Origin of the sequence: Photobacterium lucens (assembly GCF_009873615.1) — a bacterium.
GTDB lineage: Bacteria > Pseudomonadota > Gammaproteobacteria > Enterobacterales > Vibrionaceae > Photobacterium > Photobacterium lucens.
The window spans coordinates 1-15244 of the sequence record NZ_SSMG01000328.1 but is presented as its reverse complement, the minus strand read 5'-3'; the positions used below and the strand labels follow the sequence as shown (position 1 = coordinate 15244).

Sequence of the window (15244 nt, the reverse complement as noted above, 5' to 3'; positions counted from 1 at the left end):
GCATTTTTGCGTATAAAGTAATCATGTAATCGTTTAAATCTGTATAAATGTCTGCTTTTCTATGCTTTATTGAATAAAAAAGCAGGTAGCGAACTACCTGCTTTTAGACGTGATTTATACGTTAGCTTTAGATGTTACACACTTTAGTCCAGCTACCGTCACTACCTGGTACTGATGATGTCCACCAGTTTGCTTTGTATACCGCACCATCATGGATGATTTGGTCACCGCTACCAGCATGTGTTGGTGTACCTTGCCAGTCTGTTTGTGGCCAGTTCGGATAAGTGTTTAGACCTGTAGTATCACAATCGCCGTTGTTACCGCCATTGTCGCCACCGCCATTACCACCGCCTGCATTTAAGTCACCTAATGGTAGGTTTGGTTGTTCAAACTTGAATGCATACTCATTGCCGTTAACGTTAACTGTATAGTTAGCTGGGCCAGAGATTGGTAGGTAGTAGATGAAGTCTAGTTCATAACTATCACCTGCTGGTAGTGTCTTCCACTTAGGCAGTGAGAAGGCTACACGGTGCATTGTACCGTCTAGACCACCAATGTTATCGCTACGCGTGTGACCAGAAGCAATCACTTTTAGGCCACCACCAGACTGATCTTTCGCATTATCTGGAGCAGATACTGGAATATCAAACTGGAACTCTGTACCGCCTGGTAGGTCAACGCCTGTGTTGTTAGTGAAAGTGACTTTTGGATTGATAGGGTAGTTTTGATCGCCCACTTTAAATCCATCAATCTTCACAGCAATGTCAACAGCTTGTGTTGGAATCGCACCTGTAGCAATGGTATTACCGTATGGTGTTGCTGACTTAAACTTATCGTAGATAGCTTTAGTCATCGAGTTACCCATGTGGTACTCACCATTACCTGACGCACAGGCTTTTTCAGTAGCATCAATTGTGTTAGTACGTTTACCGTTTGCATCTAGTAGGTAACAGTTGTAGTCGCCCGCAAGCTCCCAGAACATGATACCACCGATTTCTTTATCGATTACGTAGTCAGCTTTCACACTAACAGAGGCTTTATCTTCCGTTGAGATAAATACGCTCTTCTCTGCGTTCCATAACCATGGAGCAACAGCAACATCATCGTAGTTACGAGTATAAGTACCGACTAATTTATCTTCCGGATCATTAGCTGGATCTAGACCGTAAGCTGATGCGTACGAGCCGAAGATACCTTTCTCAAGGTTCTTAGCGTGCCACATTGGGTTAGAACCTGCACCCATCTCTTTACCTTGTGGGTCAAGATCGTGCCACATGTTGTCGATGCCCGTTGCACCGTAACCACAGTTGTTCTTCTCACCTTCACCTGTACCTGCTTGACACTCAGACTGGTTAGGCAGCGCTGCACGACCCCATAGACCGTTTTCACCACCTGTTACGCCTTGCCAACCACGGGTGTAGTAAGGCACACCAATGTTGATACGACCTGCTGGCATAGAACCACGGAAGTAGTGATAAGCCCAGTCAGTATTTAGGTAACCAATACCACCGTAAGCCGCTGTACCGTATACGTTCCACTGTGCAAGCTCAGAGTCTTTACCTGTGTCGAATAGGGCAGCATTGTGGCCTACGTGATCATTCCATGCACCGTGTAAGTCGTATGACATGATATTAACGTAATCGAGGTATTTCGTTACATCAAAGGTTTCCATACCACGTAGTAGGTAACCTGATGATGGTGCTGCAATTGTTAGCATGTAGTGAATGCCATCTTGTGCAGAAGCAACATCTAGTTTTTCACGTAGAACTTTCATTAATTCTTGGTACGAAGCCCATAGGTATGGACGACGTGGTTCCATGAATTCCTTATCGTATGGGTTACCTGCACCTGCCATTGAAGTTGGGTATTCGTAGTCGATATCTAGACCATCGAACTTGTACTTACGCATCATTTCTACCGCAGATGCTGCGAATTTCTCGATGCCAGCATGGTTAATTGAACCATCTGAGTTTGTTGTCATGGTGTAGAAACCACCATCAGCAACACGATCACCATCTGTACCGAAGTGACCACCTGTTTCAGCCCAACCACCGATAGAGATCAATGTCTTCACATCGTGTTTTGCTTTCGCTGTTGCAAGAGCACCGAAGTGACCTTTAAAGCCAAGTGCTGGATCAATTTCAACGCCATCCCATTCCATACCAACTGCGGCATTGGTTGGATCCGTTGTATCACCGATGTTTACTTTACCGTCAGAGCCGATACTTACGAATGCGTAGTTAATGTGTGTTAACTGCTCCCATGGAATATCGTTAACTAGGTAGCTGCTTTGTGGATCGTTGCCTGCACGCCAGCTAGTAAAGTAACCGATCACACGGCGAGGGTGATCTGCGCCCATCTTCTCACGACCTTCTTCGTCGTAAATAGAACAGTAAGGAACGTTTACACCTTCAGTTTGGTATAAACCATCAGGACGACAACCATTAGAAACCACAGCGCCATTGACGGTGACAGCTGTTACTGCTGAATCTGAAGTTTTGTTCTTATCATCTGTTGCACGAGCAAAGATCTTCGCAGAGCCTGCTTGTACCGTTGTGTATTCAAGTACGTAAGGCGCGGTTGCTTTAGTGCCAACAAGAGCACCGTTTACGTAGAAATCTACTTTCTCTACTGTGCCATCAGCGTCAGCTGCGTCAGCAGTAATTGTTACAACTTCACCAAGTTCTACAGTTGCTGCTGAAACGGCAACAGATACCGTTGGTGCTTGGTTAACAGGGCCTTCAGGTGCAACATCAACAGTCACACTAGCTTGGCTACTTGCAGCGTTCTTATCATCGTAAGCTACAGCTGCAAGGCTATGTGCGCCTTCAGTGGCAACCCAAGCAAATTCGTAAGGGGCTGTCGTTGAACTACCTACAACAGTGCCGTCAACAAGGAAGTCGACTTTAGCAATGGTGCCATCGGTGTCTGCTGCATTCGCTTTGATAAGGACTGTTTCACCGGTTGTGATAGAGGTTGTCGTGGTAGGTGAAGTAATGCTTGCTGTAGGTGCAACGTTTTCAACAGGAGTTGATGAATCAGAACATAAACCTAACTCAATCCATTGAGCATAGTCACCACTAAAATCTGCTGGTGAGTTGTTCTGAGTCCAGTAATTCGCTTTATACGCAACACCATTTTGCTGAACTTGGTCGCCGCCAGTATAAACTTTATTACTTTCCCATTCTGCAAGGTCTGTACAATCAACTGCAGCTTGTGCGTTGAGTGCAAAGAAGCATGACATAGTTAGAGTACTAAGAGTGAAAATCCCTTTCCTCATCGTTCCATGTTTACCATTATCCATTAGGTATCCTTTAGTTTCAGTTAATAAATATCAGCACCCAGCCTGGCAATTATTCTTTTTAAATCTTTTTGAGCGCCGTAAAAAAACTATAAAGCTGATACCTAATATTGCACGGCAAGATGTTCTGATATTTAAGGCTGCTCTCGGAAGTATGTAAAAGAAATGTAAATATTCATTGCAAAGTTGAATTAAAAGCAACTGTTCAACACAAAAAGGAAGTTAGTGAGAGTCAAAATGATGACGTGAGAAGTGGTATAAATTTGGTATTAGGTAGAACTAAAAAGTATGGATAGCTAAAGATTTATAGCTATCCATATGATATTTAACGAGTATTAATTTATGTGTTACTTGTTAATTGATGCTTTGAATTGGTCTTGTGTCGCTTTATCTGCTTTTTCGTACCAGTAATTAAGCATCTTAGTTACGTAGGCTTGATCAACTTTTCCACTTTTTTCTACTGCAACATTTTGTACCTGTGGCACAGAAACAGAAATTGCTGATGTTAATGCCGCTGGTGCGCCACTGAGATTGTATTTTGCAATTTCTTGTTGAAAATCACGACCAATTTGAACGCCATTCTTGATTAAAACGTCTTGTTTAATCGCGACGTTGTTATTTTGTTGATCTGTAATTTCTACGTTTGGCTGTTTGTTAAACGCTTTTGCTTCATATTGGCTATGAATTTTAGGTAGCGTTAATGTGTAATTTTCATTGTTGCCATCGAATGTCACGATCACAACTTCTGATTTGAATAGGTGAGTATCGCCATTTTCGCGGTAGTTAGTTTCGTAGCGGAAAGCAATTTGGTTATCACCATCTTTTAATGAAAGAGGGCCATTACCTTGCGCTTTTGTGCCATTTACAAGAACAAGATCAGCAGAGTCAGGTAGGGTAAGCGAGACGTTAGCAAAAGAAGAGAAGCTCACACCACAAGCGGCTAGGGTTAAAAGTGCTGTACGTAGTTTCATGTTAATTCCTTGTATTTGTCGATAGCAAAATGCGCTATTGGTATTTTCTTATTGTATTATTTTATTAATACCGATGACAAATGGTGTCTGTATGTAATTAACGTGTAGACAACAATACCCAAATAATTTCAAAGTATATGGCATGTTACTTGGTGCTGAGTTGTAAAAAAAGCCCGATGATCAATCACCGAGCTTTCGTAATATCGTGTATCTAGTACAAGAACAGTAGTGATTACTTAACGTAACACGCAAAGCCTTTTAGGTAGAAACCTTCAGGGTAAGCACTGTCTAGTGGGTGATCAGCTGCTTGGCTGAAACGTTCAATAAACTGAACATCACGGTGTGCATCAAGAGCCGCATCAGCAATGATTTTTTGGAACAGGTTGTTATCCATTAAACCAGAGCAAGAGTAAGTCAGTAGCGTACCGCCGGGCTTAAGAATTTGCATTGCTAGCATGTTGATATCTTTGTAACCACGACAAGCACCGACAAGCTGAGATTTAGATTCAGCAAATTTAGGTGGATCCATAATTACTACATCAAATAACTCACCACGATCACGGTAGTCACGTAGCAGTTTAAATACATCAGCATTTAAGAATTGTGCATTCTCAACAGGGTAGCCGTTGTCTTGTGCATTCTTCAGCGCGGTATCCAGTGCGTGTTGAGACACATCCACGTTAACCACTTCTTTAGCACCGCCTTTAAGAGCATAAAGACCGAAACCACCTGTGTAACAGAAGCAGTTTAATACACGTTTACCGTTAACGTATTTTACGGATGCTTCACGGCTGTCACGTTGGTCAAGGTAGAAACCTGTTTTATGACCACCCACTATATCAACGTTAATTTTTACGCCGTTTTCTTCGATGGTAACAAATTGTGGTGGCTCATCACCATGAAGCACACCAGTACGCTGTTTTAGACCTTCTTTTTTACGAACAGCAACATCAGAACGCTCGTAAATGCTGCATTCTGGGTAACAATGCTGTAGCGCTTCAATTAGTACATCACGTTGTGCTTCAGCACCAGCACTTAGCAGCTGACAGACTAGGAAGTTTTGGTAACGGTCAATGGTAATACCCGGTAGGCCATCAGATTCTGCTGCAATTAAACGATAGCCAGTTAGGCCATCACGAGCAGCAAGAATATCGCGTAAACCTTGCGCTTGATTAAGGCGCTTAATGAAGAAGTTAACGTCGATGTTTTCGTTTTTATCAAAACTCCATACGCGAACGCGAATTTGTGATTGTGGTGAATAAGCGCCTTTTGCTAACCATTCGCCTTTGTTGTCGTAGATATCGACGGTTTCGCCTAAGCCAGGTTTACCATCAATGCGATCAATACCGCGAGAGAAAACCCAAGGGTGGCGACGACGTAATGATTTTTCGCGGCCTTTTACCAAATAAATAGAAGCTGTCATGACATGCCCAGTATGGAATTTGAAAGGGGCGTATTATCTTTCTCTAGCCATATAAAATCAAATGAAAAAGCCGCCAACTTATCGGATACAAATAAGATGACGGCATAAAAAAGCGAGATTACTTTTGCTGATGGGGGGCTTATGACGCTTTTAAGCCACTCATCAGTTGCTCTAATATTTGGGCTTGTTGGTTTAGCTGAACAATTTCACTGTTTGCTTCACTGATCATTGTCGCAATTTGATTAGACTGAGTACGGACTTGCTCAACACTACTTGCGATACTCTCTGCTACTGCACCTTGCTGCTCAGCGGCTGCTGCTATTTCAGAACTGCGATCAGAGATCCCTTGATTGCGTTCGTTAATTTGACCGATTTCATTATCAACCGAATCCATCAATTGCTCACTGTTAACAGCGTTATCAACGGTGTTTTGCATTACAGCAATCAGTTGTTGGCTGTTTTGTTGTAGTGATTCAATCATCTGCTGAATTTCAACGGTAGCACTTTGGGTACGACCAGCAAGGGTACGTACTTCATCTGCAACCACGGCAAAACCACGACCTTGTTCACCAGCACGTGCTGCTTCAATGGCTGCGTTGAGTGCCAGCAGGTTAGTTTGCTCTGAAATACCATTGATGGTTGTTACCACATCATCAATTTTGGCTGCATTACTATCAAGTGCAGATACGGCTTGTGCTGCGGCATTGATTTCACTTGAAAGAATAGAAATCGCATTTTTTGTTTCGCTAACTTTTACGCGACCATTTTCGCTAACTGCTTGTGCTTCTTGGGTTTGAAGTGATGTTTCATGAGCATGGGTTGCGACTTCACGAATCGATGTTGCCATTTCCTCGGTTGCACTGGCAAGTGAGTCTAAGTGGCTTTGTTGTGATTGCGATAAATCACCGCTGTTATTACTACGTTGGCGTAAATCAACACTGATCTGCTGCATTAGTGCGACGGCTTGTTGGGTTGCTAACACTAACTGTTGTTCACGTTCAGCGACTTTATCAATAGTGATAGCGATACGACTGAATTCATCACGAACAGGGAAAAAATTTAAACGGTGTGTTAAGTCGCCATCAGCTAGACTTTGAAGTGCTTTGTGCATATTAAACATCGCACCACCGATGAAAGTCATGATGTAGTACACAACGGCAAGGATAATAACGAGTAAAATAGCCGTCACAACCCATTGTGTTGTTGATAGGTAATTAAGTAACCCAGATTGAGCTATTGCTTCTAATGCATAGTTTTGACCGCTGACAAAAACGGCATCAGAAGAACCAGTATTCGATACTTTTATAGCGCTATTTTGCAGTAGAAGGGCTGCATCGGAGGAGGAGATATTTTGCTGTTGGAAAATATTTGCCGTTAGCTGGAGTTGTTGTTGTGTTATTTCTGAGCGCTGCGTTGCTGCAGCATCAACTAAAATTGCACTGACAAAGAGAATAGCGATAAACGGAAGAAGAAAAATTAAGTAAAACTTCTCAGTTAACTTTAAGTGTATAAGGTATTTATCGATCCATCGAAAGGCGACTTCTTTCATACTTAAGTCCTAATTAGTATATATAAAGTGTGGTGAGTAACTCGGTGGGAGGTACCTGAAATATATCGACAAAGTTACGTAAAACTTGAGGTGATGGATGTCACAACTTTGTATTAGAGCGAACGTTACGGGTCGCGTCCAAGGGGTGGGCTTTCGGTTTCATACCGCCCATGAAGGATTGAAGTATAGTTTGAAAGGCTATGCGAAGAATTTACCGGATGGCAGTGTTGAAATCATGGCCTGTGGTGAGGAATCGGATATTGATTCATTGTTACTGTGGCTTGCCAGTGGAGTAAAACTTGCTGATGTACAATCGATCAATACTGAACGATTGGAATGGCGACATATGGATGGTTTTGCGATTAGATAAACATGGCAAAACAAGTGAACACTAAAACGACCACAACATGGTTTTTCTATCCATTGTTGCGGTCGTTAGTTGGAGATCGAACTACAATCTCTTAGATGCATTTCACCGGCTTAGGTAAACCTGCTAATTTGGTTGCTTGCTTTGCTGGGCCTTTAGGGAATAAGCGGTATAAATAACGCGAGTTACCTTTTTCTTCACCGTATTGTTTCGCCATCGCTTTTACTAGCATACGAATAGCAGGTGATGTATTAAATTCTAAGTAAAACTCACGCACAAAACGGATCACTTCCCAGTGCGCTTCAGATAGCTCGATACCTTCATCTGCTGCAAGTAGGGGCACCAGTTCTTCACACCAATCGGTAACGTTTTTCAGATAACCTTGTGCGTCAGTTTCGATTTCTTTGTTATTAAATTCAAGCATGATGAGCCTCGGTATTCATTTCGGCTCAAAGGATAGTGAGAGAGCAGCATTGCTGCAAGTAAAAGTCGTTAATATATTGGGTGAAAAGAAGATAGAAATAAAAATGCCCGCAAAATAGCGGGCATTTGAAATTCGAGCAGCTAATGCTTAGTTATTATCGCTGTTGATAACACCAAGAATTTGCAACAGGCTTAAGAATAGGTTGTAGATAGATACATACAACGTCACTGTTGCTGAGATGTAGTTTGTTTCACCACCGCGAACGATTGACTGAGTAGTCAATAGGATTGCAGCTGATGAGAACAGTACAAACATACCGCTGATCGCTAGCGATAGCATAGGCATCTTTAAGAAGATGTTTGCAACTACTGCAACAAGGATAGCGATAAAGCCAGCCATTAGCATACCGTTCAAGAATGACAGATCACGCTTGGTTGTTAATGCATAAGCTGAACAGCCAAGGAAAGTGAAAGCCGTGCCACCAAGAGCGGTTACAACCACATCGCCTAAACCAGCGCTAACATACATATTTAGGATTGGGCCAAGGGTAAAGCCCATAAAACCTGTCAGTGCAAATACAAAGAACAGACCTAAGCTGCTGTCACGGTTACGTTCAGTTAAGAAAATTAGGCCGTAGAAGCCAACGAGTAACACAATCCAGTGTACTGGCGGTACGTTCATTGCCATCGCAATTCCTGCTACAGCAGCAGAAAATAGCAAAGTTAACGAAAGTAAGAAGTAGGTGTTACGTAAAACCTTATTGGTAGATAGTAAGCCTTCGTAACCGCCGTCACGATTAACTATACGATCGTTCATAAAAATCCCCTTAGGGTAGTTATATTGAGACTATTCATTTATATATGAGGCTAAATTATCATAAAAGCAAGTATAACGACGCCATCAATATTAAAATCTTTGTGTTGAAGCACGTTAACACTGCTAACCCGTATATTACTTAAACGAAGTGGTGAAATTGAGTTTAATGTGTAACTGAATGTTTCAAAGTAGGAACAAAGCCTTTAACTAATACGTTGTTTTCTTTGAAACATTCATTAAGTGTGATTAATGTAATATTTGACTTAAGAACAACTGGGTACGGTCAGATTTAGGATTATCAAAGAAATCTTGTGGGTTGTTTTCTTCGATGATCTCGCCCTGATCCATAAAAATAACCCGATCGGCGACTTGTCGTGCAAACCCCATTTCATGAGTGACACAAAGCATGGTCATGCCTTCGTTAGCCAGTTCGACCATGACATCCAATACCTCTCTAACCATTTCAGGGTCAAGAGCTGAAGTTGGTTCGTCAAATAACATGACCTGCGGGTTCATACACAGTGAGCGGGCTATCGCTACACGTTGTTGTTGACCACCAGAGAGTTGACCAGGGTATTTATTGGCTTGATCGGTGATTTGTACACGCTCAAGGTATTTCATTGCCAATGCTTCAGCTTCTTTCTTTGGCATTTTCTTTACCCAAATAGGGGCGAGGGTACAGTTCTCTAACACGGTTAAGTGTGGAAACAAGTTAAAGTGCTGGAAACACATGCCCACTTCTTTGCGTACTAGCTCGATGTTTTTAAGATCGTCAGTGAGCTCAGTGCCGCCAACAATGATTTGTCCTTTCTGATGCTCTTCCAAACTGTTAATGCAGCGGATCATGGTGGATTTCCCCGATCCAGAAGGGCCACAGATAACGATTTTTTCGCCTTTCTTAACGTTTAAATTGATATTCTTAAGAACATGGAACTGACCATACCATTTATTCACATCCGTTAGCTGGATCATCAGATCTGAGCTGGTGTTATCAGTTTGAGGTTTTGAAGTACTACTCGTCATAATGCTTTCCTTGCTAACGTTTGTGCCCAGTGTGCAATTTGTTTTCTAAATAAATGCTGTAACGCGACATACCAAAGCAGAAGATCCAGAAGACCAGTGCAACGAATACATAGCTCTCGGTTGCAAAGCCTAGCCATTCAGGATCGGTCGTTGCTGCTTGTCCAATACCAAGTACATCAAACATACCGATGATAAGAACAAGGCTGGTATCTTTAAACAAGCCAATAAAGGTATTCACAATCGACGGGATAGTAATTTTCAGCGCTTGTGGTAGAACAATGAGGTACATCTTCTTCCAATAAGTAAGCCCAAGTGCGTCAGCTGCTTCATATTGCCCTTTTGGAATAGCTTGCAAGCCTCCACGTATGACTTCTGCCATATAAGCGGCACTGAACATCACAACACCCATTAAGGCGCGGATCAATTTATTGGTTTCCATTTCTGATGATAGGAATAGCGGCAACATCACTGATGCCATAAAGAGTACCGTAATGAGCGGCACTCCACGCCATAACTCAATGTATACCGTACAAATACTGCGGATGATTGGCATTTCAGAGCGTCGACCTAAGGCTAATACGACACCGATAGGAAGTGAGACGACAATACCAACAATGGCAATGATTAAGGTGATTAATAATCCGCCCCAAAGGTGAGTCTCCACAACAGGTAATCCAAATACGCCACCGTAAAGTAAGAAACCTGCAATAAAAGGGTAGATGTTAACGAAGAATAACCAAATCCAACCACGGTATGGCGTTTTTTCGTAGGCCAACAAACCAATGAAAATAGCTAATGTGGCGTAGAATAATTGTGGTCGCCATAACTCATCAGTTGGATAGAAGCCATACATAAACTGATCAAAGCGAACGTTGATAAATGTCCAACAAGCACCGCTGCTGGTACATGCATCACGGCTGTCGCCAGACCAATCGGCATTAATAAATGCCCAATCAATGATGTACCAGATCCCAAGTACAGCAAAATAGCCCAGTAGAAGAGTAGCAATGCTATTAGTGACTGACGAAAACAAGTTAGTTCGTAGCCAGCCAATTAGACCTACAGTGTTTGCTGGTGGCGGCAAGTCTGGTAGAAATTCATGTTTCTTCATCGTGTTACCTCTCTACCAATGCAACTTTCTTGTTATAGATATTCATCAATAACGAAGTTAATAAACTTAGTGTTAAGTACACCGCCATAGTCATAGCAATAATTTCAATGGCTTGTCCTGTTTGGTTTAGGGTTGTACCAGCAAAGACTGAGACAAGATCGGGATAACCAATTGCCATCGCGAGTGATGAGTTTTTGGTGAGGTTTAGATATTGACTCGTGAGTGGGGGAATAATGATACGCAGTGCTTGCGGTACCACGACAAGACGTAACGTTTTACCTTTGGATAAACCGAGCGCTTCGGCTGCTTCTGTTTGACCATGGCTAACCGCATTTATGCCTGAGCGTACAATCTCAGCAATGAAGGAAGCGGTATAAATACTAAGAGCAAGTAACAAGGCTGCCAGCTCAGGCAGGATGGTGATACCACCTTTAAAGTTAAAGCCTTTGAGCTCTGGATATTCTAGTGTGATCGGCATACCTGTGACGAAAAACGCAATTAAAGGTAAGCCTAAAACAAGCCCAGCGACAGTGTATAAAACAGGTAGTTGTTGTCCTGTTTGTTGTTGTTTCTTTTTAGCGTAACGGTAGAAAATAATCGATAACACCACTGCAATGGCTAAACACCATCCGATGATTTCTGAACCCGAACCGTAGATAGGGCTTGGGATCGATAATCCACGAACATTAAGAAAGATGGCTTCACCTAAACTCACACTTTGTCGTGGAGAAGGCAGTGCTTGAAGTACCGCAAAATACCAAAAAAAGATTTGCAATAAGAGTGGGATATTACGAAATACTTCAATGTAGACGGCGGCTAATCGACTGATCAACCAGTTAGAGGATAGGCGAGCAACACCCATGATAAAGCCGATGATCGTTGCAAGGATAATACCCAATATCGCCACTAATGCAGTGTTAAGTAATCCGACAACAAACGTTCGTCCATAGCTGTAAGTTTCATCATATTCGATCAGGGTTAAACCGATCCCGAAACCTGCTTCTTGGGTTAGAAAATCAAAGCCAGTAGAAATACCACGAGACTCTAAATTGGTTAGCGCATTATTTACAATAGAGTAAAAAAAGAATACCAGTCCAACTACAGCCACCACTTGGAAAATCACAGAGCGAAATGTGGGGTTATAGAAAATGCTTTGCTTGGATTTTGGACTTGATACATCCGATGTATTTGATGTAGGAGCCATAAAACAACCTCAGTTCCTATTGAGATGTAAAGTAGGGATCCGATCCCGGATCCCTATGTATTGCGATGTTTCTTATTATCTAAATGGTGCTATATCCTAGTACCGCTAGGTAACTAGGGATAAAAGTTAACGAATTGGTGGAGCGTATTGGATACCGCCTTGTGTCCAAAGCGCATTTAGACCACGTTTAATTTTCAGTGGTGAACCTTCACCTACGGTACGTTCAAAGCTCTCACCGTAGTTACCCACTTGTTTGATGATTTGGTAGCCCCAATCGTCCTTCAGACCCATACCTTTACCTTTAGGTCCATCAAGGCCAATTAGTCGACGAATGTTAGGATCTTTGGATTCTTTCGCTAGCTTGTCGACGTTGGCTGATGTCACACCAAACTCTTCAGCATTGATCATGGTAAATAGTGTCCAACGAACGATGTTGAACCATTGATCATCACCTTGACGAACGACAGGACCTAATGGCTCTTTTGAAATGATTTCAGGTAGGACAACCGCAGAACTTGGATCTTTTAGGTTTAAGCGAAGGGCATAAAGACCAGATTGGTCGGTAGTTAGCACATCACAACGACCTGAGTCGAAGCCTTTAGAGGTTTGTGGCGCAGTATCAAATACCACGGGCTTGTATTCCATACCGTTTACACGGAAGTAATCGGCAAGGTTGAGTTCAGTTGTTGTACCTGATTGTACACAAACGGCAGCACCGTTAAGTTCTTTTGCACTCTTGATGCCCATGTCTTTTTTCACCATGAAGCCTTGACCGTCGTAGTAGTTAACGCCAGTAAAGTTCAAACCCAGTGCGGTATCACGATGTAATGTCCATGTTGTGTTACGTGATAACACATCGATTTCACCAGACTGTAGGGCTGTGAAACGTTCTTTTGCTGTTAGCGGGATGTATTTAACTTTTGATTTATCGCCAATGGTTGCAGCAGCGATAGCTTGACAAAATTCTACATCAAGTCCTTCCCATTGACCCTTTGCATTGGGGTTAGAAAAACCAGGTAGACCAGCACTGACACCACATTGGACATAACCTTGTTTCATTACCTTATCGAGCGTGGCTTCAGCATTAACATTTGCAGCAAAAAGGGCAGTTGAAGAGGCTAACGCCGCAAATACAACTGATAATTTATTAGCCATTTGTACCTTCCTTTGTTGGTCCTGATGTGAAATTAAAAGTGTATTAATTAAATAATTTAACAATATATTAACAGTTGTTAATTATAGGAAGAGAACAAAAAAGGTCTAGTGATTGGGTCGATGTAGATCACGGAACGCTAACAAGATGAAAAACCAAACAAAATAAAAATAGTGACCATTTGTGATTAATTATTCAGTGGTCAATAATCTCAACATAAAGCTTAGAAATATTTAAATTGCTTTACTGTTGGCGTGTTTTTTGCGTCTTTACTCGATTTAAACGCTTGTTTAAAGGAATGAGAATTTCTACGGGAAGCGTGGGGGCGGTATTGGATTTATTGAAGCGTATATGCAGTTTAATGATTAAATATGCACATTAAGATAACACCAAAGGATTGGATTAAATAACTGATATTGTCGTTATATCTTGGATGAAAAAAATGTTTTTTCTTAAATAGATAGTGCTTGTATCTAATAAATATGGGATTGGTAATGGAGTGTTGTTTATTTTTATTTAATTGAGAAAAGATGTCTCAGAAAAAAGAAAGGCCCAGTTAACCTGAGCCTTTCATGAACGTTTTTTGTGTTTTATGCGTTAGCTATTTTCTTAGCTAAAGCTTCTGAGTCCACTTTCTTTGTTACAAAAGAAAGCACAACAGCAACAGCAAGCATTACAGAACACACAGTGTAAGCTAGGGTGTAAGTACCTGTTGTATCAACAGCGAATGCTGCAACAACTGGACCGATGAAACCACTCACACCCCAAGCGGTGTATAGAACACCGTAGTTCGCACCGTAGTTCTTTAGACCGTAGAAGTCTGCAATGATCGATGGGAATACCGCAAGTAGCGTACCGTAGCCTACACCCGCGACTGCCGCACCGATGATCAGAGTAAAGTCTGACTTGAACGTTGCGAACATCACCATATTTACAGCTTGCATAATGAAAGCAATCATTAGCGTTTTAATACCACCGATCTTATCAGATAGGATACCTGCAACTACACGACCACCTGAGTTGAAGATCGCTAGGATAACAACAAGGTATGCTGCATCTGTGATATTTGCCTGCGCTGCTGCGATAGACGTAATGTTACCGATGATCATAAGACCTGATGCTGAAGCAAACGCATACATAACCCATAGTGAGTAGAATTGTGGCGTTTTAAGCATTGCGCGCCAGTTTAGATCAGCAGCGTTACCAGATTTGTTTTTCGCATCGTAACCTGCAGGCACTTCTGGCGTGTAATCTGCTGGTGGGTTGTTAATAGTAAATGCTAGTGGTACAGCAATAACAATGATCGCAATACCTAGGATCATGAAGCTATTGTTAATACCAAAATCTTTGATTAGGAAAGATGTTAGTGGTGCAAGGTAAACAGCTGCAAGACCAAAGCCTGCAGCGATTAGACCATTAACTAAACCTTTCTTAGAAGGGTGGAACCACTTCATCGCTGATGGACTTAAGCACGCGTAACCAAAACCGATACCACAACCAGTCATAATACCGAATGTTACGATCAGCATTGCTGGCGATGTAGCAAAGCTTGATACGATCATGCCAAGACCTACCATCACAGTACCTAGGATAAGTACGCGACGAGGGCCCATACGGTCTTGAAGGATACCTGCAACCAGTAATGATAATGAGAACGTAATAATCGCTACTGTGTAAGGTAGTGATGCGTCGGCATTAGACCAGCCAAGATCAACAACGAGTGCTTTTTTGAAAACACTCCACGCGTAAAGAATACCCATACACAAGTTGATACAGAAACCTGCAAGCAGGATCTGCATCGCTCTATCAAATTTTTTCATACTTATCTCAATTAGCACTTTGTAGGCAAAGGTGTTCACCAACAAAATCTAGGTTATTTATTCAAACTTAGGTTTTAAAAGT

The 15244-nt window shown here is 42.0% G+C and carries 12 protein-coding genes; 1 reads left to right on the top strand and 11 read right to left on the bottom strand.

Features of this window, described 5'->3' with window-relative positions; translation table 11 throughout:
- Window positions 1-127: 127 nt before the first annotated feature.
- The 4 genes from E5A76_RS14160 to E5A76_RS14145 form a co-directional block, all read right to left on the bottom strand.
- Window positions 128-3304 (bottom strand): chitinase C-terminal domain-containing protein, encoded by a 3177-nt coding sequence (locus E5A76_RS14160; RefSeq protein WP_161119308.1) that lies wholly within the window; start codon window positions 3302-3304, stop codon window positions 128-130.
- 344 nt (window positions 3305-3648) lie between these two features.
- Window positions 3649-4272, bottom strand: a complete 624-nt coding sequence (locus E5A76_RS14155) for a YccT family protein (RefSeq protein WP_161119307.1) — start codon at window positions 4270-4272, stop codon at window positions 3649-3651.
- 232 nt (window positions 4273-4504) lie between these two features.
- The gene (locus E5A76_RS14150) at window positions 4505-5695 is read right to left on the bottom strand and encodes a class I SAM-dependent methyltransferase (RefSeq protein ID WP_053989542.1); all 1191 of its coding nucleotides are present in this window, start codon (window positions 5693-5695) and stop codon (window positions 4505-4507) included.
- Window positions 5696-5834: 139 nt separating this feature from the next.
- On the bottom strand, window positions 5835-7244 hold the full coding sequence (locus tag E5A76_RS14145) for a methyl-accepting chemotaxis protein (protein ID WP_161119306.1): 1410 nt from the start codon (window positions 7242-7244) through the stop codon (window positions 5835-5837).
- A gap of 97 nt (window positions 7245-7341) precedes the next feature.
- Here E5A76_RS14145 and yccX point away from each other — a divergent pair, with 97 nt between their 5' ends.
- Window positions 7342-7614, top strand: a complete 273-nt coding sequence (yccX, locus tag E5A76_RS14140) for an acylphosphatase (RefSeq protein ID WP_107166567.1) — start codon at window positions 7342-7344, stop codon at window positions 7612-7614.
- Window positions 7615-7705: 91 nt separating this feature from the next.
- Here yccX and tusE read toward each other — a convergent pair whose 3' ends face one another.
- From tusE to E5A76_RS14105, 7 genes are all read right to left on the bottom strand, one after another.
- Window positions 7706-8035, bottom strand: a complete 330-nt coding sequence (gene tusE, locus E5A76_RS14135; protein ID WP_008987284.1) for a sulfurtransferase TusE — start codon at window positions 8033-8035, stop codon at window positions 7706-7708.
- A 147-nt stretch (window positions 8036-8182) separates the two neighbouring features.
- Window positions 8183-8851 (bottom strand): Bax inhibitor-1/YccA family protein, encoded by a 669-nt coding sequence (locus E5A76_RS14130; RefSeq protein WP_053989545.1) that lies wholly within the window; start codon window positions 8849-8851, stop codon window positions 8183-8185.
- Between the two features lie 246 nt (window positions 8852-9097).
- Window positions 9098-9874 (bottom strand): amino acid ABC transporter ATP-binding protein, encoded by a 777-nt coding sequence (locus tag E5A76_RS14125; RefSeq protein ID WP_272919136.1) that lies wholly within the window; start codon window positions 9872-9874, stop codon window positions 9098-9100.
- Between the two features lie 13 nt (window positions 9875-9887).
- Window positions 9888-10985, bottom strand: a complete 1098-nt coding sequence (locus E5A76_RS14120; RefSeq protein WP_107166565.1) for an amino acid ABC transporter permease — start codon at window positions 10983-10985, stop codon at window positions 9888-9890.
- Window positions 10986-10989: 4 nt separating this feature from the next.
- Entirely contained in the window at window positions 10990-12189 is a 1200-nt protein-coding gene (locus E5A76_RS14115; protein WP_161119305.1) for an amino acid ABC transporter permease, read from the bottom strand.
- 126 nt (window positions 12190-12315) lie between these two features.
- Window positions 12316-13344 (bottom strand): amino acid ABC transporter substrate-binding protein, encoded by a 1029-nt coding sequence (locus E5A76_RS14110; protein WP_107166563.1) that lies wholly within the window; start codon window positions 13342-13344, stop codon window positions 12316-12318.
- 588 nt (window positions 13345-13932) lie between these two features.
- Window positions 13933-15162 (bottom strand): L-lactate MFS transporter, encoded by a 1230-nt coding sequence (locus E5A76_RS14105; protein ID WP_053989549.1) that lies wholly within the window; start codon window positions 15160-15162, stop codon window positions 13933-13935.
- Between the last annotated feature and the right edge of the window lie 82 nt (window positions 15163-15244).